The following is a 21,336-nucleotide window of genomic DNA, read 5'->3' as shown; positions in this document are numbered from 1 at the left end:
AACACTGGCGGCAACATCCCGCGTTGACTCATCAAAGATGCCCGCGTAGCCGTATTCGAAGAATCATTTGAGAATGCCCGCGTAGCGGCGTGTCCGCCGCTTCGGCATTGTGAGCCATGGAGCTTTCGATGAGTGAACGCAGGGCTGTCACGAAGACCATCGCAACCCGCTACGTCCGTTCGGGCCGGGCGGCGAAGAAGCAGGTTCTGGATGAGCTGTGCGCGACGACGGGCTGGCACCGCGACCATGCCCGCAAGGCGCTGCGGATGGCACTGGTGCTGAAGGTTGCCCGGCCCAGGGCGCCCCGGCCGCCGCTCTACGGGGAGCAAGTGATCGAGGCTCTGCGGTTCTGCTGGGCGGTCCAGGGCACCCCGTGCGGGCGGCTGCTCGCGGCCGCGCTGCCGGATCTGGTGCCGCGCCTGCGACGGTTCAAGGAACTTCAGATTGATGCCGGCACGGCCGCACTGCTGCTGCTGGATCGCGCCGGCGACGATTGACCGCCGGCTCCGGGCGGACCGGGTGAAACTGGATCCGCGGGGCCGGTCCCATACCAAGCCCGGTACGTTGCTGAAGGACTCCATCCAGATGCGGACCTGGGCTGAATGGGATGACGCGGTGCCCGGTTTCGTCGAGATTGATCTGGTCGGCCACGAGGGCGGGAACAGTGCCGGTGAGTTCTGTTTCACCCTTGATATCACTGACATCGCGACCGGCTGGACCGAAACCCGGTCCGTGAAGAACAAGGCGCAGAAATGGGTCTTCGAAGCCATCAGGGACGCCACCGCGGCGTTTCCCTTTCCGATCCTGGGCATCGACTCGGACAACGGCTCGGAGTTCATTAATTGGGAGCTGTTCCGGTGGTGCGAGCAGGAGAAACTGACGTTCACGCGGTCCCGGTCCGGGAACAAGAATGACGGGGCGCACGTGGAGCAGAAGAACTGGCACATCGTGCGCCAGACGGTCGGCTACCACCGGTAAGCGACACTGCCCGCGAGCTGGAGCTGCTGAACCGGATCTGGGACCTGCAGAGACTGCTCACCAACCATTTCGGACCCCAGCAGAAACTCGTCGCGAAGGTCCGCACCGGCGCGAAGATCAGCAAGAAATACGACCTTCCCGCGACCCCGTTCCAGCGCGTCCTGGCAGACACCGGCACCGTCGCCCGGGATGTGAAGGCCCGGTTGAAGCGGGAGAACAAACCCTTGAACCCGGCCGCGATCCAGCGTCAGGTCCAGGCCCTTTCCGCAGAGCTCCTGACCCTGACCACCGCCAAACAGGCCGCCAAACCCCGGCCGGCTACCCGGGCAAAATCAGATGATTCCACGAACCAGCCCAGGCGGGCATCTTGACATGATTCCTCGGGCATCCGTAACGCGGAGGACGGAAATCATGCCGGGGCGCGAGCGCGACCGGCGCCTAGTCTTGGCTTCGTCGAACATGACGGCTCCTTCCGGATGGAACCGGGCATAGCCTCCGGCTGTCGTAAAGTCTGCTCGCCCCAACTTGGGGATAGCTTGTCACGGCAGGGCTCGGCTCACCCCGTACGGGCGGCATCCGCAGGGTGTCAACGCCCTCAAATCCTCCGGGCCAGCGTTCTTCACGAAGGTGCTCTGCTTTGGGGTAGCCGGCAGGCCCGAGCATCCTACGTGACTTCCGCGAATCCTAGGTGCCGGAGTCGATCGGCGCTCCGCATTCCCGAATGCCTTGGCGGTCAGGACAACCCAGGCGGCGCCGCCGCGGGGTGCGTGGTGGGCCCCATCATGGCGTGGGGCGTCCTTTCACATCGGAAGAATCAGTTTCTTCTCCTGAGGTGTGCGGCTGGCGCAGCCGGGGTCCGGCCCGGGCTCGCGTGGGGGCGCGAGGACCTGTCCTGCATTCCGGCCTCACCGGCTTCCAGATAGCGCCCGACCCAGCGTTTGGCAGTCGGCTCCTAGTTGCGAAGCGGTTCCTAGACGGCTCCACTTCACAACCGGAGGCCGTCATGCCGAAGAACGCTTCCATGACGTCCACTCGACACCGGCATCCTCGAATGACTCGTCACCGATGTCGCGATACGACAGGCAGTCTCCGGCGAACAGGGAACGGATCAGCCAGCTCGTACCCGAGCCCGGCTTGCCCGACCGGATCTGCGCGCTACTTACGTTGAGTCCCTGAGCGCACTGTTCGACTGTAAGAAAACGCAGAGTCCTGCCGGGCTGATCAATGATGGCTTCAACGTATGTGCATCCCGATTCCAGCCCGTGAGGCGTGCGACGCCTGTCCGATCAAGCCGCAGCAATAAGAAATCGGTTTGGCGTGGAATCCAAGTTCGTGTGTGTCTGGTGCACGAAGGAAAAACCCCGACTTGCAGACTTCACCGTCTGCGAGGCGGGCTTTCTTTTTGTTTCCCGGAAAATGGCCTCACCGTGCGGACATCCCGGCCCGGCCACTGACGCGGCCATACGATGGTCGGGATGACACCCGTCCGGAAGGCCTGTTTCGCATCCGCTGCTGCCCTGGCGCTTGCCACCGCGATGCTCGTCCTGGCGCTGCCTGCAGCCGGCGCTCCATGCTCGCCGATAGGCCTCGTCCCGGTAAACATCTGCCCGGCCGCCCCGCCGCCGCCCGCGCCTTCCGCCGCACCCTCACCTACCGGTCCCACAGCGTCGCCTCCCGGTGCCGGACCGTCCCAGCCCCGGCCCCGGCCCCGAGCACCAGCCAACGTTCCCGCCCTGGCTCCCGCTCCCGTCGTCGAGCAACCTGTCCCGTCCGCGGGCCTACAGTCCACGGCGCCGGTTCCGGACAAAAGCGCGGGATCTTCCGCGTTGCCGACGCCGGCCGGGACAGCCCCGGAGGCCGCGCCTTCCTCCCCCGTGACACCGGGTGACGTCGCGACTGCCTCCGACGCGCCCGAAGAGGGCCGGCCCGGCAGCGTTGCCGGTGCGTATCTCGTGATGCTGGGTGGTCTTTTGATCGCCGTGTCGGCAGCGGTCGGCCTCAGGCGGTCCCGACGGGACTGACGGGACTACCCCCGCGGGTGTCGACACTCTCCACGCCGGTCCCGCGCATTCATTCTGGATCCTCGAACGGACTTTAAGACGAAAGGAAGGCTCCTCGCTGGGGAGCCTTCCTTTTCTCTTTTGAGCTAGACTTTCTCGCGGGTCCGGTCGACTACGGTCTCCGGCTCCTCGACCGTGAATTCCCTGCTGCGGCGGGGGAAGGCCCAGAACTTGAAGTCCTTCGCCTCCACCCGGGTCTCCGGGCGCTCCTCAGGTTCCTGTGCGGCATCCTTCCTGATGTCCCGCCGGAAATCCCTGTTGTACGGGTAGCACATCACTGACCTCCTTATGGTGATTGCCCTTTAATCTTCCTCCCGATCCGCTGACCCGTCGATACTTGAGGACAGCCGATGTACCCTCTCAGTCAGAACCCGCTACAGGAAGAGCAGCCATGACCGTCCCACCGAACCCTTCGACGCCCGGCCCTGGCTGGTATCCGGACCCGGCCGGTTCAGGCCGGCTTCAATGGTGGGACGGCGCCGCGTGGACCGGTCAATTCAGCGGGCCCTCCCGCCCTGGCCCGGCAACTCCCCGGCCGCAGATCAGCGCCAGGACCCCGGTCTACAACCCGTTCATCTGGCTGATTGTGGGGCTGCCGATCGTCCCGCTCATCCTCCTGATGATCTGGAATCCGGTGCTGCGGCTGCGCACCACCGGCACCCGCCAGGTCCAGACGCTCGACCCGGCGTCGATCTTCACCGTCCCGTACTTTCTACTGGTCGCCAGCGGCCTGATCGTCTACGGGGTGTCCGCGGTCATGGCGTACCTGGACTGGGAGAGGCTGCGCCGGGACGGTGTGGTGCGCCCCTTCCACTGGGCGTGGGTGTTCCTGAGCCGGGAGCTCTATGTGATCGGCCGCTCCGTGATTGTCCACCAGGTGGCTCCGCGGCGCGGCCTCGCGCCCGTGTGGGTCACGATCGGGGTGGCCGCCCTGGCGATTGTCCTGGCCGGTCTCAAGATGTCCGCGATGGTGGCCACGCTGGTGAATCACGTCGCGACGATCTGAGCCCGGCGGCTCCGATTCCGGTCTCCGGAGCTACGCCTACGCCCTACGGAGCTACGCCGCGAAGCTCTTCGCCAGGAACCCCAGGGTCCGCTGCCAGGCGTCCTCGGAGGCATCGGCGTCGTAAGTCCACGCGTTGGTGTCGTTGAAGAACGCGTGACCCGTTCCGGGGTACACCACCGAGGCGAAGCCGATGCCGGCCTCGTCCATGCGCTCCGTCAGTTCCGGCAGCTTGTCCACCAGCGCCGCATCCTTTTCGCCGTAGAAGGCGAGGACCGGGCATGCGATGTGCCGGAGCTGCTCAACCGGCAGGTCCGCGTGGCCGTAGAAAGGCACCGCTGCCCGCAGGCGTGGTTCGCTCACGGCCAGGGAGAAGCTGTAGGTGCCGCCGAAGCAGAAGCCGCTCACCGCGACGCGGCCGGCGAGCGCCGGTATGGCGTAAAGGTGTTCGAAGCAGGCCTGCAGGGATGCCAGCGTGCGCTCGGCGAACCCCGGCGCGTGCAGGGGCGCCATTAGTTCGCGCAGCTTCGGCTGCACTTTGCTGCGCTGCTCGGGATCGGACAGCGTGGCCTGCAGTTCCGTGGCCAGCTCCGGGGTCATCGCCGTCTCGGCCAGCAGGTCCGGAACCAGGACAAGGTAGCCCTCGGCTGCGAAACGGTCGGCGACGTCCTTGGTGTGGTCCACGAGGCCCCACACTTCGTGGATGACGATCAGGCCGCCCTTTGGCTCGCCCGCCGGCTCGCTTACGTAGGCCTCCACGGAGGTCCGGTTGTTGGAAATAATGCTGTTGGAAATAGTGAGCATGTGTCCCATGCCCCCAGCATTGCACAGCCGGTGACTCCGCGGTCCGGCGCACGAACGTGGGCGTAGTACGGACACGCCGGGGGCGGGACAGCTAGTTCAGGCGGATCGCCTCGACGGCCAGATCGGGCTCCGAGGCGGTGACAATGGCCTTGACCTCAGAGGAGGCCGACTTGGTGGCCAGTACCCTCACCACGGCCTGAAGCTCCTGGCGGAGCACGTCCGGGTCAATCGAGGTCGCTGCCAGTACGGAGCGCTCCATATCGGCTGCTGCGGCGACCGCCTCGCGGCCGCGTTCAGTCAGCGACACGACATGGCTGCGGCGGTCCGAGGCGCTGCGCTCCCGGGAAATGTGGCCGTGCGCTTCCAGACGGCTTAGCGTCTTGCCCATGGTCTGCGCTTGGACCCGGACCAGTTGCGCCAGCTGGGCTTGCGTCATCGGCCCGTTGGCCGAGAGCACTTCCATGGCGATCACCCCTGCGTGCGTCAGGCCGATGGCCCCGAGTTTTTCGTTCCAGGAGTGTTCTACGAGACGTGCTGCCGTGGACAATAGGCGGCCGGTGGGCCAGCGATCCATATCAGGCATACCATTGAGTATAGCGAGCACCGGATTCGTCGGCCGCCCCGCGGCTAACTAGGCTGGGTTATTACCCCACCCTGCGAAGGAGATCCTCGTGCCTGAACGACTCATCCCCGGTGCCCCGGCACCGGACTTCACCCTCAAGAATTCCGAAGGACGGGACGTAAGCCTGAAGGACTTCCGTGGCCGCAAAACGGTGGTCTACTTCTATCCGGCGGCATCCACACCGGGATGCACCAAGGAGGCATGCGAATTCAGGGACTCCCTCGCGTCCCTGCGGCAGGCGGGCTACGACGTGCTGGGAATCTCCCCCGACCCGGTGGACAAGCTCGCCAGGTTCACGGCCGCTGAAGGACTGAACTTCCCGCTGCTCTCCGACGAAGACCACGCCGTGGCCGAGGCGTACGGCGCGTGGGGCGAGAAGAAGAACTACGGCCGCACCTACGAGGGGCTCATCCGCTCCACGGTGGTGGTCGATCCCCAAGGAAGCGTCGCCGTCGCGCAGTACAACGTACGGGCCACCGGCCACGTCGCCAAACTCCGCCGGGACCTGAAACTGGATGTCTAGTCCCGCCGGCACAATCGACTGCAGGTACACCCGGCTATAGGTACAATGGAGCCTGGCATCCGCCGTGGGGCGTCCGAGGACACGCAGTCTGAGGATCGCACGGACGACGGCGCCGCGCGCGAGTGGTGAAATTGGCAGACACGCAGGATTTAGGTTCCTGTGCCTTCGGGCGTGGGGGTTCAAGTCCCCCCTTGCGCACAAAAATCAAGAACCCCGGTCTTCGGACCGGGGTTCTTTTTGATTTGCCTCGGCACTCTTCCTGCGGAACGGGCCCGGTTTTGAGGGCCGGGGCGGCCCGGCGGGGCCGCAGCTGCACTGGAGTCGGCTCAAAACCGGGCCAGTCCAGTCGACGTCTCGCTTGCGGAAGGACTTGGGAAAAAGAAATTGGAACCTTCACCCATCCGTTTCCTTCGACCCGGCGAATACCCATTGAGACACCAACCAAGGGTCGGTGCCCATCAGTCGGAAAAGGGCCAGGACGGCAAAGTTTTCGCCGCAGCCAATGATCGACATAACGAAGGAGAAACCGAAATGCAGACCATCAAGCGCACGACTTTCGCCGTTGCAGGTATCGCAGCCGCCGCCATGCTCAGCCTCACTGCCTGTGGCGGATCCAGCACCACCGCCTCCGGCTCCTCGGCACCGGCCGCCACGCCGTCCGCCTCGAGCATGGCGCCGTCACCGTCCATGAGCTCCTCCGCCGCAGCCATGGATCCGGCAGCCAACCTCGTCGGTTCCGGCTGTGCAGCCTACGCCGCCCAGGTCCCCAGCGGAGCCGGCTCGGTATCCGGGATGGCCCTTGATCCGGTAGCCACCGCCGCTTCCAACAACCCGATCCTCAAGACCCTGACCGCCGCTGTTTCCGGCAAGCTCAACCCCAAGGTCAACCTGGTGGACACGCTCAACGGCAGCGAATTCACCGTCTTCGCCCCGGTGGATGACGCCTTCGCCAAGATCGACCCCGCCACCATCGAGACGCTGAAGACGGACGACGCCCTGCTCAGCAAGATCCTGACTTACCACGTTGTTCCCGGCCAGATCACTCCGGACAAGATCGTCGGCACCCACAAGACGGTCGAGGGCGGTTCCGTGACGGTCACCGGCACCAAGGACGCCCTCAAGGTTGACGGCGCCAACGTCATCTGCGGCGGCGTGAAGACCGCCAACGCCACTGTTTACATGGTCGACTCCGTCCTGATGCCCAAGTAAGCAGCACCAAGCACTCCTGCCCCGGCTCCAGCCTGACTCTCTGGACCCACTAGGAGAAACGAAGGCCCGCACCACGTGGTGCGGGCCTTCGCTTGTGCGACAGTCCGTTTGTCACAGTCTTTTGCAACAGTCATTTGCAACAGTCATTGCAACGGAGAGCCGACTCCGCGGTCAACTAGACTGGGGCTGTTCCGCAGCCGGCGGCCCGTCCAGTTCCCCAGAGGTGATTCCCGAGTGCCCAGCAGTACAGTGCCCAGCAGGACATGGCGCCGCATTCAGGCCGGTATCGGCGCCGTTCTTCTCATGCTGCCGCTCGCCTCCTGCACCAGAACGCCGGATCCCGCCCCCAGCTCCGCAAGCGCTTCAGCCGGCTCCGCCGCCGGACCCACCGCCGTCTTCACCTTCGGCACCGCCTCGCAGCCCCTCGGCCTCGATCCGGCCCTGGTCTCGGACATCGAGTCCTACCGGGTCACCCGGCAGGTCCTGGAGGGTCTCATCGGCGTGGACCAGACCACCGGGCAGCCCACGCCGCTGCTCGCCACCGAATGGAACCAGGGCGACGAAGGCCGGGCCTACACCTTCAAGCTCCGCGGGAATGTCACATTCCAGGACGGGACGGCGTTCGATGCCGCCGCCGTCTGCAGCAACTTCAACCGCTGGTTCAACTTCCCGGAGGCCCTCCGCAAGCAGGCCACCGGCACCACGTTCAAGGGCGTTTTCAAGGCCCACGCGGACCAGGCGTCGCTCTCCATCTACAAGGGCTGCACCGCCCTGGCTCCGGACAACGTGAGGATCGACCTCACCCAGCCCTTCACCGGATTCCTCCAGGCCCTGACCCTTCCGGCCTTCGCCATGTCCTCGCCGCAGGCCCTGACCGCGCAAAACGCGGATGTCCTGAACCAGAGCCGGGACGGCCAGCCCGTGTCCGCCTACGCCCTCCACCCGGTGGGGACCGGACCCTACGCCTTCAGCTCCTGGGACCAGGGCAGCGTCACGCTGACCAGCAACAAGAACTACTGGGGTGACAAGGGGCAGATCGGGACCATCAACTTTGTCGCCTACGACCACCCGCAGACGCGGATGCAGGCGCTGCTTGACGGCAAGATCGACGCCTACGACGCGGTGACGGTGGGCAACTTCGATCAGCTGGTCAAGCGCGGCAAGCAGATCATCCAGCGGGACCCCTTCTCCGTCATGTACCTCGGCATGAACCAGGACGTCCCCATCCTGCAGAACCTCAAGGTGCGCCAGGCCATCGAAATGGCCCTGGACAAGGACACCTTGATCCGCCGGTTCTTCATCGACAACACGGCCCAGGCGTCCCAGTTCGTCCCGCCCAAGCTCAGCGGCTTCAACAACACCGCCCCGTCCCTCGGCCACAACCCGGACAAAGCCAAGGAGCTCCTCGCCGAGGCCGGCTACAAGGGCGAGGAACTGAAGTTCTACTACCCGCTGAATGTCTCCCGGCCGTACCTCCCGACGCCCGAAAAGGTGTATGCGGAGATCAGCCGGCAGCTGACCGCCGTCGGGCTGAACATCAAGCCGGTGCCCGTTGACTGGTCCGACGGCTACCTGCAGAAGGTCACCTCCCCCGGCGACCATGCCCTGCACCTGCTCGGGTGGAACGGCTCCTACTCGGATCCGGATAACTTCGTGGGTCCGCTGTTCGGCGAGAACACCGGGGAATTCGGCTACCAGGATCCCCAGGTCTTCTCCAAGATCGCCCGGGCCCGCGGATTGCCGGACGGCAAGGACCGCACGGCGCAGTACCAGACCATCAATGCCCAGATCGCAGCCACCGTGCCCGCGGTCCCGATTGCCTTCCCGATCTCGGCGCTGGCCCTGTCCGACCGGGTGCTCAAGTACCCTGCCTCGCCGGTCTTGAATGAAGTTTTCACAAAAGTCGAGCTAAAGCCTTGACGGGCGGAAGCAATTTCAGTTAGTGGACGGTGCAGGGATATTCTGTGACAGCCAGAGCCGCTGCTAAACGGAGACTGATTGTGACTTTCATTTCCAAGACCCAACACGCCGACGTCGTCCTGATCGGCGGCGGCATCATGAGCGCCACGCTGGGCGCCTTCATCAAGCAGCTCGAACCGACCTGGACCATCTCCCTGTTCGAACGGCTGGACGAACCGGGTCTGGAAAGCTCCGGCCCCTGGAACAACGCCGGCACCGGGCACGCCGCACTGTGTGAGCTTAATTACTCCCCCGCCGCCAAAGACGGCTCGGTGGACCCCGCCAAGGCGCTCACCATCAACGAACAGTTCCAGCTGTCCCGCCAGTTCTGGTCCCACCTGGTCACCAACTCCCTGATCGGCTCGCCCAAGGGCTTCATCAACACCGTGCCGCACATGAGCTTCGTGATCGGCGACGCCAACACCAAGTTCCTCCGCACCCGCTACGAGGCGCTAAAGCCGAACCCGCTGTTCCGCTCGATGGAGTACTCCGAGGACCACGCCCAGATCGCCAAGTGGGCCCCGCTGATCGTCAAGGGCCGCGACCCGAAGCAGCGCATCGCGGCCACCCGCGCCGCGGAGGGGACCGACGTCGACTTCGGCGCCCTGACCCGCGAGCTGACCACCTACCTGGGCAACAACGGCGTGGAGATGAACTACGGCCACGACGTCAACGGCATCAAGCGCGCCTCCGACGGCGGCTGGGACCTTGCCATCAAGCACCCGGAGTCCGGCGAACACGGCTCGATCCACGCGAAGTTCGTCTTTGTGGGCGCGGGCGGCGGCGCACTGCACCTGCTGCAGGCCTCGGGCATCCCGGAAAGCAAGGGCTTCGGCGGCTTCCCCGTCTCCGGCCAGTTCTTCCGCTGCACCGACGAAACCCTCGCGGCGCAGCACAGCGCCAAGGTCTACGGCCAGGCGTCGGTCGGGGCCCCGCCGATGTCGGTGCCGCACCTGGACACCCGCTACGTCAACGGCAAGCGCTCCCTGCTGTTCGGCCCGTACGCCGGCTTCTCCACAAACTTCCTCAAGAACGGCTCCTACCTGGACCTGCCGCTGTCCATTCGGCCCTCCAACATCATCCCGATGCTCGCCGTGGCCAAGGACAACATGGACCTCACCGCGTACCTGATCAAGGAAGTCGCCAAGCGCCACAGCGACAAGGTCGAGGCCCTGCGCGAGTACTACCCCGAAGCCAAAGACAGCGACTGGGAACTCATCACCGCCGGCCAGCGGGTTCAGATCATCAAGAAGGATCCGAAAAAGGGCGGCGTGCTGCAGTTCGGCACCGAGGTCATCGCCGGACGCGACGGCACCATCGGCGCCCTGCTCGGCGCATCCCCGGGCGCGTCCACCGCTGTGCCGATCATGATCGAGCTACTCCAGAAGTCCTTCCCCAAGAACTTCAAGGGCTGGCAGTCCAAGCTCAAGGAGCTGATGCCCGGCTACGGCATCAAGCTCAACGAGAACCCGGAACTCGCCGCGCAGCTTGAGGCCGAGACGGCCAAGACGCTGCAGCTCGAACAGATCGACGCCCGCAGCTGACGCCCGGCCCGGGTTGCGGCTGGTTTTGCACTTTGAAGCACCTCTTGAAGTCCCCCTTTGAAGCACGTCTGTCGACCCACCAGGAGACCATGAGATGTTCCGGCTCGCAAAGCTTTCGCTGGCCAACCGGGCCCTGATCGCTCTGATCACCGTTTTCGCGTCGGTCTTCGGCGTGATCACGATGTCCTCGCTGAAACAGGAGCTCATCCCGTCCATCGAGTTCCCGCAGATCACGGTGATCACCTCGATGCCCGGCGCGTCGCCGGAAGTCGTGGACAAGCAGATCAGCGCTCCGCTGGAGACTGCGCTGAACGGCGTCGAAGGGCTGGAGTCGACATCGTCGACGTCGCGCAACGGCGTCTCGCAGATCACCATGGTGTTCACCTACGGTTCCAACCTGGACCGTGCCCGGAACCAGATCGACCGCGCGGTCGCCAACGCCAAGCAGGCCCTGCCCAAAGATGTCCAGCCGCAGGCGATCGCCGGCAGCATCAGCGACTTCCCCATCGTGTTCCTCGCCGTGTCCTCGGACAAGCCGCTCAGCGAGCTGAACGCCGACCTCGCCCGCCTCAGCGTCCCCCGGCTGCAGAAGCTCGACGGCGTCAGGGGCGCCGATGTCACCGGCGGCGCCACCCAACACATCCAGGTCCTGCCCCGGCCCGAGGCCATGGCGGCGTCGGGTGCGAGCATCCAGTCCATCAGCAACGCGCTGAAGAACAACGGCGCCCTCATCCCGGCCGGCACCATCGAGGAACAGGGCAAGACCCTCTCGCTGCAGATCGGCAGCCCCGTGGATTCCCTCGACGCCATCAAGGCCCTCCCGCTGGGCGCGGCCCGGGATGCGGCGACGATCGGCAGCGTGGCCGACGTCAGCCTCGCCGAGGACGCACGCACCTCGATCACCCGGACCAACGGCAAGGAAACCCTGGCCCTGTCGGTCACCAAAAAGCCCGAGGGCGACACCGTGGCGATCTCCCACGCGGTGCAGGACGCCATCCCCCAACTGGAGGCCGAACTCGGCTCCAACGCCAGATTCACCCCGGTCTTCGATCAGGCACCGTTCATCGAGAAATCCATCAAGGACCTCACCACCGAGGGGCTCCTGGGCCTGGGCTTCGCCGTCGCGGTGATCCTGGTGTTCCTGATGTCCGTGCGCTCCACCCTGGTCACGGCCGTGTCCATTCCGTTGTCCCTGCTGATCACCTTCATCGGGCTCTCGGCAACGGGCTACTCGCTGAACATCCTGACGCTCGGCGCCCTCACCATCGCGATCGGCCGCGTCGTGGACGACTCGATCGTGGTCATCGAAAACATCAAGCGCCACCTGAGCTACGGCGAAACCAAGATTACGGCGATCCTGACCTCCATACGGGAAGTCGCCGGTGCCATCACCGCCTCCACCCTGACCACCGTGGCCGTCTTCCTGCCGATCGCGTTCGTGGGCAATCTGGCCGGCGAGCTGTTCCGGCCCTTCGCGCTCACCGTCACCATCGCCCTGCTCTCCTCGCTGTTGGTATCGCTGACCATCGTGCCGGTGCTGGCGTACTGGTTCCTACGGACGCCTGCTGACGCGGCCGGGGCCGGTGCCGGCGTCGAAGGGTCCGCCGAGGCCATCGCCGCCAAGGCGCATGAGGCCGAGCAGCGCACCATCCTGCAGCGCGGCTACCTGCCCATCCTGACCAAGACACAGCGGCATCCGGTGCTGACCCTGATCGCCGCCGTCCTGGTGCTCGGCGGCACCGCCGCCATGTCCCCGCTTCTCGCCACCGATCTGCTGGGCCGCTCCGGCGAAAACAGCATGACCGTGAAACAGGCGCTGCCGGCGGGCACCAGCCTCGCCGATGCCAGCGCCGCCGCCATCAAGCTCGAGGGCGTGCTGCAGGGCATCGACGGCATCAAGGACGTCCAGGTCACCACCGGCAACGCCCAGACCGGCTTCTCCGCCCTGCTGTCCACCGGCGCCTCGAATTCGACGTTCACCGTGGTTACGGACGAGTTGGCCAACCAGGGCAAGCTCCAGGACACGGTCCGCAACGAGCTCGCCAAGGTCAGCGACGCCGGCAAGATCACCGTCGGCTCCCAGCAGGGCGGGTTCGGCACGACGTCGACCGTGGACATCACCCTGAAGGCCTCCAACACCGCAGACCTCCGGACCGCCAGCGACTCGATGGTCAAGGCCATGGACGGCGTTCCCGGCAGCAGCGAGGTCGCCACCAACCTGGCAGCCAGCCAGCCGGTGGTCCAGGTCAAGGTGGACCGGGCCAAGGCTGTCGCCGCAGGCCTGAACGAGGAACAGGTGGCCGGGGTCCTGGCCGCCACCATCAGCCCGATTCCTGCCGGCACCGTGCGCATCGACACCAACGACTTCCCTGTCCGGATCGGTGAGGGCACCCGCTTCACCAGCATCGAGGCCGTCCGGGACATCCCGCTGCCGACGGCGGCCGGCGCCGTGCCGCTGGGCAGCATCGCCTCCGTCGAGCAGGTGGACGTCCCCCTCTCGATCACCGCCAGCAACGGCCAGCGGACCGCCCGGGTCTCCGTCACGCCGTCGGGCGCCAACCTCGGCGCGGTAAGCACCGAGGTGCAGGCCCGGCTCAAGACAGTCCAGCTGCCGCCCGGCGTCACCGCGACGATCGGCGGGGCCACGACACAGCAGGCCGATTCCTTCAGGCAGCTGGGGCTGGCCCTGCTGGCCGCCGTCGCGATTGTCTACGTGATCATGGTGGCCGCGTTCAAGTCCCTCGTGCAGCCGCTGATCCTGCTCGTCTCCATCCCCTTCGCCGCCACCGGCGCCATCGCCCTGCTCCTGGTGACGGGCGTGCCGCTGGGCCTTCCCTCGCTGATCGGCATGTTGATGCTGGTGGGCATCGTGGTGACCAACGCGATTGTGCTGATCGACCTCATCAACCAGTACCGCCAGCCGCGGAACGGTGAGCCCGGGATGAGCGTGGCGGATGCGATCACCCACGGCGCCCGCCAGCGCCTCCGGCCGATCCTGATGACCGCCCTGGCCACGGTGTTCGCCCTGACGCCGATGGCGCTGGGCCTGACCGGCGGCGGCGGCTTCATTTCGCAGCCGCTGGCGATCGTGGTGATCGGCGGGCTGATCTCCTCCACGGCCCTGACGCTGGTCCTGGTTCCGGTGCTGTACCGGCAGGTGGAAGGGCGCCGGGAGCGGAAAGCCCTGCAGAAGACGCTCCCCCGCGGGCCCCGCCTTGCCGGCCCGTCGACCGTGTCCAATGACTTCCCCGACGAGCTCCCCGACGATCTTCGTGAGGACGCACCCCTCCCAACTGGCTCGCATTAGTTGTCGTTTCCCGCGCGTTCCGGCGCGCCGAGCGGGGGCACTTTGACGCGGAAACGCCGGTGAATCCCGGTGTCGCCGCCGAAGAATCCCTCAAAGTGCCCCCGCGCGGAGCCGTGCTGCCGGCTGCCCCTGGCAGTGCGCTGAATTAGGGCCGCTTGCCGGACAGCTGACGCCCCGCCGATGGATCGCATCCCAGGCCCCCGCCCCCTGGCCGCGAATGCGCCGCAGGTCCGCGGAATAATCGGCCATGGCCGACGTTATACCGGACGATACATGCAAATGCATGTAAATCCGGTATAGTGGAAACAGCTCCCGGATCAGACCGGCCAAGGAAAGGCACATCATGCAGATCGGCGTCTTCAGCGTCAGCGACATCACCACCGACCCCACCACGGGCCGCACCCCCACGGAGCACGAGCGCATCAAGGCCTCGGTGGCAATCGCCAAGAAAGTCGAAGAAATCGGCATGGATGTCTACGCGATCGGCGAGCACCACAACCGGCCGTTCTTCTCCTCCTCCCCCACCACCACCCTGGCCTACATCGCCGCCCAGACAGAGCGCATCATCCTGTCCACGGCCACTACGCTGATCACCACCAATGACCCGGTGAAAATCGCGGAGGACTTCGCCATGCTCCAGCACCTGGCCGACGGCCGCGTGGACCTGGTGCTGGGCCGCGGCAACACGGCGCCGGTCTACCCCTGGTTCGGCAAGAACATCCAGGACGGAATCGAGCTCGCGATCGAGAACTACAGCCTGCTGCGCCGACTCTGGGACGAGGACACCGTCAACTGGTCCGGCAAGCACCGGACCCCGCTGCAGAACTTCACCTCCACGCCCCGCCCGCTCGACGGCGTCGCCCCCTTCGTGTGGCACGGCTCCATCCGCACGCCGCAGATCGCCGAGGTGGCCGCCTACTACGGCGACGGCTTCTTCGCGAACAACATCTTCTGGCCCAAAGAGCACTACCAGCAGCTGATCGGCCTCTACCGTGAACGCTACGAGCACTACGGCCACGGCAAGGCAGACCAGGCGATCGTGGGCCTCGGCGGGCAGTTCTTCATGCGGAAGAACTCCCAGGACGCCGTCAAGGAGTTCCGCCCGTACTTCGACAACGCCCCGGTGTACGGCCACGGCCCCTCGCTGGAGGACTTCACCTCGCAGACCCCGCTGACCGTCGGCAGCCCGCAGGAAGTCATCGAAAAGACCCTCACCTTCCGTGAGTACTTCGGCGACTACCAGCGCCAGCTGTTCCTGATCGACCACGCCGGCCTGCCGCTGAAGACCGTGCTGGAGCAGCTGGACCTGTTCGGCGAAGAGGTCCTGCCGGTGCTGCGCAAGGAATACGCCGCCCTCAAGCCGGCCCATGTTCCCGAGCCGCCGACGCACGCCGGCCGTGTGGCGGCCTCGCTGGCCGCGGGCACGGGCGCTTCGGAACTCAGCGAAGCCAGCAGCCAGGACGCCTGATGTCCACCACGGCAGCAGAGTCGCCCGTTCGCCTGGCGGCGGAGACCTGGGAATCCCTGTTCCGCGCCCAGGTGGCGGTGATGCGCAAACTGCAGGCGGCCCCGGCTTTCAAGGCCCTTGCGCTCAACGAGTACGACGTCCTCTTCACGCTCTCCCGTTGTCCGTCCGGGTGGCTGCGCCTGAACGAGCTCAATGACAATGTGCTCCTGAGCCAGTCCAGCCTGAGCCGGCTCGTGGAACGCCTCGAAAGGCGCGGGCTCGTGGAGCGGACGCCGGCCCCCGACGACGGCCGCGGGATCCTGATCCGGCTCACCGGGGCCGGGCGCGAGCTGCAGAAGCAGATCGGGCGGGAGCATGTCCGCGACATCGCCACCCTCGTGAACCCGGCCCTCACGGCCGCCGAACAGCAGGAGCTGCTGCGGCTGACGGAAAAGCTGCGGGCGTCGGTGGCGTCGCGCTGAGCAGTGCCCGGCCGGGGCTGCCCGCCTCCGGGCAGCAGCAGGCTAGTGGATGACGACGAGCTTCGCCGGATCCTCTTCCGGGAGCTCGCCGTTAACGATCGCCGTGACCTTGAGTTCCTTCAGGGACAGGCTGCCGCCCACCGTGGACAGGAACGCGGTATCCGAGGAGTCGCGCCCGGCGGTGATCCGCAGCATGCTTTCACGCGGCGCCAGGCCCGTGGGGTCGATCATGTGCCAGGCGCCGTTGATGTGGGCCTCGGCCACCGCGTGGAAGTCCATCGGGCTCAGGCCCGGGGCGTACACGGCGGCCAGCCGGGCCGGGACGTTCTTGGACCGCAGCAGGGAAATGGCGAGGTGGGCGAAGTCCCGGCAGACGCCGCGGCGGTGCAGCAAAGTCTCGACGGCGCCGTCGGTCCCCCGCGAGGATCCGCTGACGTAGCGCAGTTCGCTGAACACCCAGTTGCGCACGGCATGGAGCAACTCAACGCCCTGGAGTCCGCCGAATTCGGCGTAGGCCGTGGGCAGCAGCCGGTCTGACTCGGCGTAGCGGCTGGGCCGGACGTAGCGGATGAGTTCCATCAGCCCGGGTTCTTCGGGCAGGGCGAAGCCGGTTACGGTGGCCGAGTATTCCACCAGCACGTCGGTGGGCTCCGCGAATTCCATGTAGTGGAAGCGCCCGCCGTGATGGTCCGACAGCTCCGTGAGCGGCACTTCCCCGCCGCCCGCGGTGACGGAGAGCGATTCCACGATCGAGCCGTAGCCGGCGTTCCGGGCCACGGCCACCGCCAGGGCTACCTTGGTCTCGGCGACGGTCTTGAAGGCCATACGGGCGGCCACAATGCGTTCCATGTATCTCCGGGATGTGAGGTTACGGCGGCGGACGTCGCCGTCGTCGGCCCAGGGGGTGTGGGGGCGGAGCGGGACTAGTTTTTGATCTTCAGAGACATTAGCATCCGCTGGACGTTGGCGAATTCTGACCCCTCATTGACGTACTTCGCCGCCTGGTCAAGGGTGTCGAATGACTTCGCGGGGGCGACCTTCTGGTCCGGTGCGAACGTTTTCAGCACCGTCAGGTCCCCGAAGGAGTAGTCGCCCTTGCCCTCCGGTCCGCGGACCACGTTCTGCAGCGCGCAGGTCTTGCCCCCGGCGCCGCCCACGATGTTGGTGACGCCGTAGGACCCGAAATACTTGTAGCCCTGGATGACCCGGAACACCGCATGCGGGTCGATGCTCCCCTCCCCGCCACGGTGCGGCAGCTCCACCGGGACGCTGCTGACCACGACGTACGCCCCGGCGGCATCGTCCGCGCAGGCCGGGACCGGCTGCGGCGGGAGCCCGGTCTGCAGGGTGGCAAGGTAGCCGCCCTTGGCATCCTTGACCTCGATTTTGAGCGCCCCCGGCATCGTGCCCTGGTCCGGAGTCACGGACTGGACAATCCAGTCCTGCGGCACGTCGAAACTCACCGTCTTCCCCGGATCGGTGAAGACTTTCCAGACCGACGCCGTGGAGCCGTGAGCGGCGGAACCGCTGCCGGACGCCGTGGCGGTCGATGGCCCGCCCGACGCCGTCGTTGAGGCACCCGCCGACGCCGTCGCTGATCCTGAAGTGGAGGCAGTCGCTGAGGCCGCACTGCTGCCCGCCGTCCATGCCGGCGTCCCTTTGCCGTCGCTGCTGCAGCCCGTGAGCGCGGCCGCGGCCACCGCGAGCGCGGCGGCGATCCGGATGCCGCGGGGTAGTGCCGTCCCAGTCATGCTGCCAGCGTAGTCCGGCCGCGGCACCGCTCAGAGCTCCCGGACGAGCGTTTCGTAGAAGTTGGCGCGGGTGATTCGCCGTGGAGAAAGGGGGATACGCTGGGGACATGGTGGAACAGCACTTTGACGGAACGCATTTTGGGGACCAGGACAGCGTGGCGGACATTTCCGCCCTCGACATCGCAGACTGGCGGCTCCGGACCTTTGCCCTGTACGCCACCGTGCGGAAGATCGCCGAGGACAGCCCCGCCGAGGCGCATTCCTACTGGCGCCAGGAGCGGGACCGCATGTTCGGCACCCACCCTGCCTCGGCACTGACCTCCGCCGCCAAGTCCAGCTTCGGCGGGCTGAAGACGGCGGACTACGATCCGATCTACCGCTTCCACGTCCCCCTGACGAAAGAGGGCGCCGGCCGCGAAATGAACGTCGAGACGGCGACCGACGGCCTGGTCCGCTTCGTCCGGCTGGGGACTTTCGATCTTCCGGAGATGGGCCAGCTGGCCGTCTGGAAGCTGAACGGTTACGGCGGCGGCATCTTTGTGCCGTTCCGTGACGCCACCGCCGGGCAGCCCGGCGGCAGCTACGGGGCGGGGCGCTACCTGCTGGACACTATCAAGGGCGCCTTCCACGGCGTGCGAGGTTCCGGCCCGGATGCCGAGTTCATCCTGGACTTCAATTTTGCGTACAACCCTTCCTGCGCCTACAACGAGGCCTGGGCATGTCCCCTCGCCGGCCCGTCCAACCGGCTTGCCGTGGAGATCCCGGTCGGCGAACGGTACTGACCCTCGTCGCGGGCCTGTCTGGAGACCCGCGGGCGGCCGCCAAGCCCCGCGGTGCCGGCGTCCGCCAGGGGCCCTTTTCGGGGATTCCCGGCACAGTGTGACATTCTTGAAACATGGAATCCCCTGCTGCCCCGGCCACCGAGCTCGGGCGGCAGCCCCTTTTTGAAGCCGAATCCGGGGCCGAAACCGAGGAGCGAACGCCCGCCGTCGTACGCACGCGGGCCGCCCGGCGCCATCGCGGCATCCTCCGCTATCCGGTGGTCCGGCAGCTGATCCGATTCACCGGCGTCGGCATCGTCTGTACCGTCACCTCTCTGGCCCTGTATGCCCTTTTTCGGCCCTGGATCGGATCCCAGCCGGCCAACGCGGCAGCCCTCATCATCACCTCGCTGATGAACACCGCCCTGAACCGGCGCCTGACGTTCAAGATCACCGAGCGCCGGCGGATGAAGCGCGACCACCTCAACGGCCTGCTCGTGATCCTGGTGGCGCTGCTGATCACCGGCGGCAGCCTCGCCGTCCTGCACTGGCTCCGGCCCGATGCCACGGTGGCCGACGAACTCTGGACCACCACACTCTCCGGCTTCGCGGCTACCGCCGTGCGGTTCACGATGTTGCGGCACTGGATCTTCCGCCGCGCCCGGCACCGCTGAATACCCCACTTGAGCTATCACTAGATGTCGTTCTGGGGCCCCAGAACGACATCTAGTGATAGCTCAACCGGCTTTGTGGGGTGCCTTAACGGGCGGGGCCGAGCGACTGGACACCGGCGACGGCGATGCCCACGGCAGCCGCGGCCTGGCGCAGCTCGTCCGCGGTCACGGTCGGGTCGAAGCTGAACCGCACGGCCGTCTGGGCCACCTCGGCGTCGATGCCCAGGGCCAGCAGCACGGACGACGGCGCATCCGAGCCCGCGGCGCAGGCCGAACCGCTGGAGCAGATGACACCCTGGCGTTCGAGCTCGAGCAGCACGGACTCGCCGCTGGTGCCCGGGAAGCAGAACGATGCCACCGAGGGAAGCCGCTCGGTGGGGTGGCCGGTGAGGATCGCCCCGGGAACCCCGGCCAGGACGGCACGGATGAAGTCATCGCGCAGGGCCGCGACCCGCGAACCCGGGTCCTCCGGGGCGCCCGGCCTGGAAGTCCGGGCCAGCGTCAGCGCCGTCGCGAGCGCCACGGCACCGGCCACGTTTTCGGTGCCCGAGCGGCGCCCGCGTTCCTGGCCGCCGCCGTGGACCAGGGGTTCGAGCCGGGTCCGGCCGCGCACGAATAGTGCCCCGTTGCCCTTGGGCGCCCCCAGCTTGTGTCCGGACAGGCTCAGCGCGTCCACGCCGAGTGCGGCCGTGTCGAGCGGCAGCCAGCCGGCAGCCTGGACCGCGTCGGTATGGAACGGGATGCCGCGGGCGCGGGCCAGCGCGGCAAGCCTCGCGACGGGCTGCACCGTGCCCACCTCATTATTGGCGTACATCACGCTGACCAGGGCCGTCTCGGGACGCAGCACCCCGGCCAGGGCCTCCACCGTGACCTGTCCGAAGGAGTCCACCGGAATCACGTCCACGGCGAAGCCGTGGACGCGTTCGAGGTAGCGGGCGGATTCCTCCACCGCGGGATGTTCGACGGCGCTGATCGCCACCCGGTCCAGCCGCGGGTCCGCCGCGCGCCGGGCCAGGGCGATGCCCTTGACGGCCAGGTTGTCCGCTTCCGTGCCGCCGGAGGTGAAGATGATCTCCCCCGGACGGCAACCCAGCGCCGTGGCCGTTGCCGCGCGTGCCCCGGCGAGCGCGGCGGCCGCCGCGTCACCGAGGGAATGGTGGCTTGAGGGGTTGCCGAATTCACCGCTGAGGTACGGCCACATGGCCTCAAGCACTTCGCGGCGGACCGGTGTGGTGGCCGCGGCGTCCAGGAAGATCATGGCGTGCCTCAGCCGGCTTTCGCTTCAATGTCGAGCTCAATATCGAGCCCGAGGTCCAGGGCGACGACGCTGTGGGTCAGGCCGCCGATCGAGATGACGTCGACCCCCGTGGCCGCAATGTCCCCCACCGTGGCGAGGTTGACGTTGCCGCTCGCCTCAACGCGGGCACGGCCGGCCACCAGCGCCACTCCGGCAGCCAGTTCGGCCAGCGAAAAGTTGTCCAGCATGATGGTGTCCACGCCGGCGGCCAGCACCGGTTCGATCTGCTCCATGCTGTCCACCTCCACCTCGAAGTGCGTGGTGTGGCCCAGCTGCGCCTTGGCTCCCCGCAGCACCGCGGTGAGCCTGGCAGGGTCGCCCCCGGTGAGGACCGCCAGGTGGTTGTCCTTCGCCAGCACGGCGTCCGACAGGCTGAAACGGTGGTTGGCGCCGCCGCCGCAGCGGACGGCGTAGCGTTCCAGCACCCGCAGCCCCGGCGTCGTCTTGCGGGTGTCAGTGATCCGCGCCCCGGTTCCCTCCACGAGCGCGACGAACTCCGCCGTCCTGGTGGCGATGGCGCTCATCCGCTGGACCAGGTTCAGCGCGACGCGCTCGGCGAGCAGCACGGCACGGGCGTTACCGGTGACCCTGGCCAGGGCTGTCCCGGCGGGGAAGGCCGCGCCGTCGTTCACGAGCAGCTCGACGACGGCGTCCGGGTCCGTCAGCTTCATCGCCGCGACGAACACCTCACCGCCGCTGAAGACGCCGGGCACGCGGGCGTTCAGCACCGCCGTCGCCCGCGACGCCGCGGGGATGAGGGTCTGCGAGGTGATGTCGCCGTACGGGGCATCCTCCTGCAGCGCCATGCGGAGGACGGCCGTGACGGCGGTCTCGGGCAGGGTTCCGGCGAGCGCCGTGCGCGGTGACGACGAGCCCGGTGAAAACGTGCCCGGCGAAGACATGCCTGATGAAGGG

Annotated in this window: 19 protein-coding genes, 1 tRNA gene and 1 pseudogene; 13 read left to right on the top strand and 8 right to left on the bottom strand. The window is 66.9% G+C overall.

The features are described from left to right. The first annotated feature begins 128 nt into the window (after positions 1-128). Together ACQCSY_RS17365 and ACQCSY_RS17360 are read left to right on the top strand one after the other, a co-directional pair. On the top strand, positions 129-497 hold the full coding sequence (locus ACQCSY_RS17365) for a hypothetical protein (RefSeq protein ID WP_427130708.1): 369 nt from the start codon (positions 129-131) through the stop codon (positions 495-497). Beyond that, on the top strand, positions 448-978 hold the full coding sequence (locus ACQCSY_RS17360) for a DDE-type integrase/transposase/recombinase (RefSeq protein ID WP_427130707.1): 531 nt from the start codon (positions 448-450) through the stop codon (positions 976-978). Before ACQCSY_RS17365 ends, ACQCSY_RS17360 begins: the two co-directional genes overlap by 50 nt. An 850-nt stretch (positions 979-1,828) precedes the next feature. On the opposite strand, the pseudogene ACQCSY_RS17355 reads toward ACQCSY_RS17360, so the two are convergent. Further along, a pseudogene (locus tag ACQCSY_RS17355) lies at positions 1,829-1,924 on the bottom strand (leucine zipper domain-containing protein); the annotation flags it as partial. Between the two features lie 1,200 nt (positions 1,925-3,124). Further along, positions 3,125-3,313 carry a hypothetical protein gene (locus ACQCSY_RS17350; protein WP_427130705.1) on the bottom strand — a complete coding sequence of 63 codons (189 nt, stop codon included), beginning with the start codon at positions 3,311-3,313 and terminating at the stop codon, positions 3,125-3,127. A gap of 116 nt (positions 3,314-3,429) precedes the next feature. Between ACQCSY_RS17350 and ACQCSY_RS17345 the strand changes: the two genes are divergently transcribed. Next, positions 3,430-4,044: a DUF2510 domain-containing protein gene (locus ACQCSY_RS17345; protein WP_427130703.1), complete on the top strand. Its 615-nt coding sequence runs from the start codon at positions 3,430-3,432 to the stop codon at positions 4,042-4,044. A 51-nt stretch (positions 4,045-4,095) separates the two neighbouring features. On the opposite strand, the gene ACQCSY_RS17340 is transcribed toward ACQCSY_RS17345, so the two are convergent. Together ACQCSY_RS17340 and ACQCSY_RS17335 are read right to left on the bottom strand one after the other, a co-directional pair. Next, positions 4,096-4,854 (bottom strand): dienelactone hydrolase family protein, encoded by a 759-nt coding sequence (locus tag ACQCSY_RS17340; protein WP_427130702.1) that lies wholly within the window; start codon positions 4,852-4,854, stop codon positions 4,096-4,098. A gap of 82 nt (positions 4,855-4,936) precedes the next feature. Then, positions 4,937-5,419: a MarR family winged helix-turn-helix transcriptional regulator gene (locus ACQCSY_RS17335; RefSeq protein WP_427135906.1), complete on the bottom strand. Its 483-nt coding sequence runs from the start codon at positions 5,417-5,419 to the stop codon at positions 4,937-4,939. A gap of 97 nt (positions 5,420-5,516) precedes the next feature. Here ACQCSY_RS17335 and bcp point away from each other — a divergent pair, with 97 nt between their 5' ends. The 8 genes from bcp to ACQCSY_RS17295 all read left to right on the top strand — a co-directional run bounded on the left by bcp (position 5,517) and on the right by ACQCSY_RS17295 (position 15,938). After that, entirely contained in the window at positions 5,517-5,990 is a 474-nt protein-coding gene (gene bcp, locus ACQCSY_RS17330; protein WP_427130701.1) for a thioredoxin-dependent thiol peroxidase, read from the top strand. Positions 5,991-6,106: 116 nt separating this feature from the next. Next, positions 6,107-6,188, top strand: a tRNA-Leu gene (locus ACQCSY_RS17325). A 333-nt stretch (positions 6,189-6,521) separates the two neighbouring features. Then, the gene (locus tag ACQCSY_RS17320; protein WP_427130699.1) at positions 6,522-7,199 is read left to right on the top strand and encodes a fasciclin domain-containing protein; all 678 of its coding nucleotides are present in this window, start codon (positions 6,522-6,524) and stop codon (positions 7,197-7,199) included. A gap of 303 nt (positions 7,200-7,502) precedes the next feature. Then, positions 7,503-9,119 (top strand): ABC transporter substrate-binding protein, encoded by a 1,617-nt coding sequence (locus ACQCSY_RS17315; RefSeq protein ID WP_427135904.1) that lies wholly within the window; start codon positions 7,503-7,505, stop codon positions 9,117-9,119. 80 nt (positions 9,120-9,199) lie between these two features. Continuing rightward, positions 9,200-10,702 carry a malate:quinone oxidoreductase gene (locus ACQCSY_RS17310; RefSeq protein ID WP_427130698.1) on the top strand — a complete coding sequence of 501 codons (1,503 nt, stop codon included), beginning with the start codon at positions 9,200-9,202 and terminating at the stop codon, positions 10,700-10,702. 94 nt (positions 10,703-10,796) lie between these two features. Then, a complete protein-coding gene (locus ACQCSY_RS17305) occupies positions 10,797-14,009 on the top strand; it encodes an efflux RND transporter permease subunit (protein ID WP_427130697.1) in 3,213 nt (1,070 codons plus the stop codon). A gap of 343 nt (positions 14,010-14,352) precedes the next feature. Next, the gene (locus ACQCSY_RS17300; protein ID WP_427130696.1) at positions 14,353-15,477 is read left to right on the top strand and encodes an LLM class flavin-dependent oxidoreductase; all 1,125 of its coding nucleotides are present in this window, start codon (positions 14,353-14,355) and stop codon (positions 15,475-15,477) included. Next, on the top strand, positions 15,477-15,938 hold the full coding sequence (locus ACQCSY_RS17295; protein WP_427130694.1) for a MarR family winged helix-turn-helix transcriptional regulator: 462 nt from the start codon (positions 15,477-15,479) through the stop codon (positions 15,936-15,938). The genes ACQCSY_RS17300 and ACQCSY_RS17295 overlap by 1 nt, the downstream gene beginning before the upstream one ends. A gap of 42 nt (positions 15,939-15,980) precedes the next feature. On the opposite strand, the gene ACQCSY_RS17290 is transcribed toward ACQCSY_RS17295, so the two are convergent. Next, positions 15,981-16,787: a transglutaminase-like domain-containing protein gene (locus ACQCSY_RS17290; protein WP_427130693.1), complete on the bottom strand. Its 807-nt coding sequence runs from the start codon at positions 16,785-16,787 to the stop codon at positions 15,981-15,983. Positions 16,788-16,861: 74 nt separating this feature from the next. Next, on the bottom strand, positions 16,862-17,689 hold the full coding sequence (locus tag ACQCSY_RS17285) for a hypothetical protein (RefSeq protein WP_427130691.1): 828 nt from the start codon (positions 17,687-17,689) through the stop codon (positions 16,862-16,864). 107 nt (positions 17,690-17,796) lie between these two features. On the opposite strand from ACQCSY_RS17285, the gene ACQCSY_RS17280 reads away from it, so the two are divergent. Both ACQCSY_RS17280 and ACQCSY_RS17275 read left to right on the top strand, forming a co-directional pair. Beyond that, positions 17,797-18,471 carry a DUF1684 domain-containing protein gene (locus ACQCSY_RS17280; protein ID WP_427130689.1) on the top strand — a complete coding sequence of 225 codons (675 nt, stop codon included), beginning with the start codon at positions 17,797-17,799 and terminating at the stop codon, positions 18,469-18,471. A gap of 113 nt (positions 18,472-18,584) precedes the next feature. Then, positions 18,585-19,124: a GtrA family protein gene (locus tag ACQCSY_RS17275; protein WP_427130687.1), complete on the top strand. Its 540-nt coding sequence runs from the start codon at positions 18,585-18,587 to the stop codon at positions 19,122-19,124. Positions 19,125-19,209: 85 nt separating this feature from the next. Here ACQCSY_RS17275 and ACQCSY_RS17270 read toward each other — a convergent pair whose 3' ends face one another. Together ACQCSY_RS17270 and nadC are read right to left on the bottom strand one after the other, a co-directional pair. After that, positions 19,210-20,382, bottom strand: coding sequence for a cysteine desulfurase family protein (locus ACQCSY_RS17270; protein WP_427130685.1), 1,173 nt, complete (start codon positions 20,380-20,382; stop codon positions 19,210-19,212). Positions 20,383-20,390: 8 nt separating this feature from the next. After that, positions 20,391-21,323: a carboxylating nicotinate-nucleotide diphosphorylase gene (nadC, locus tag ACQCSY_RS17265; protein ID WP_427135902.1), complete on the bottom strand. Its 933-nt coding sequence runs from the start codon at positions 21,321-21,323 to the stop codon at positions 20,391-20,393. Positions 21,324-21,336 lie beyond the last annotated feature (13 nt).

This window comes from Pseudarthrobacter sp. S9, from assembly GCF_050156545.1.
Classification (GTDB): Bacteria; Actinomycetota; Actinomycetes; order Actinomycetales; family Micrococcaceae; genus Arthrobacter.
Note: the sequence above shows the minus strand (reverse complement) of the source record. Positions and strands in the feature narration are given on the sequence as shown.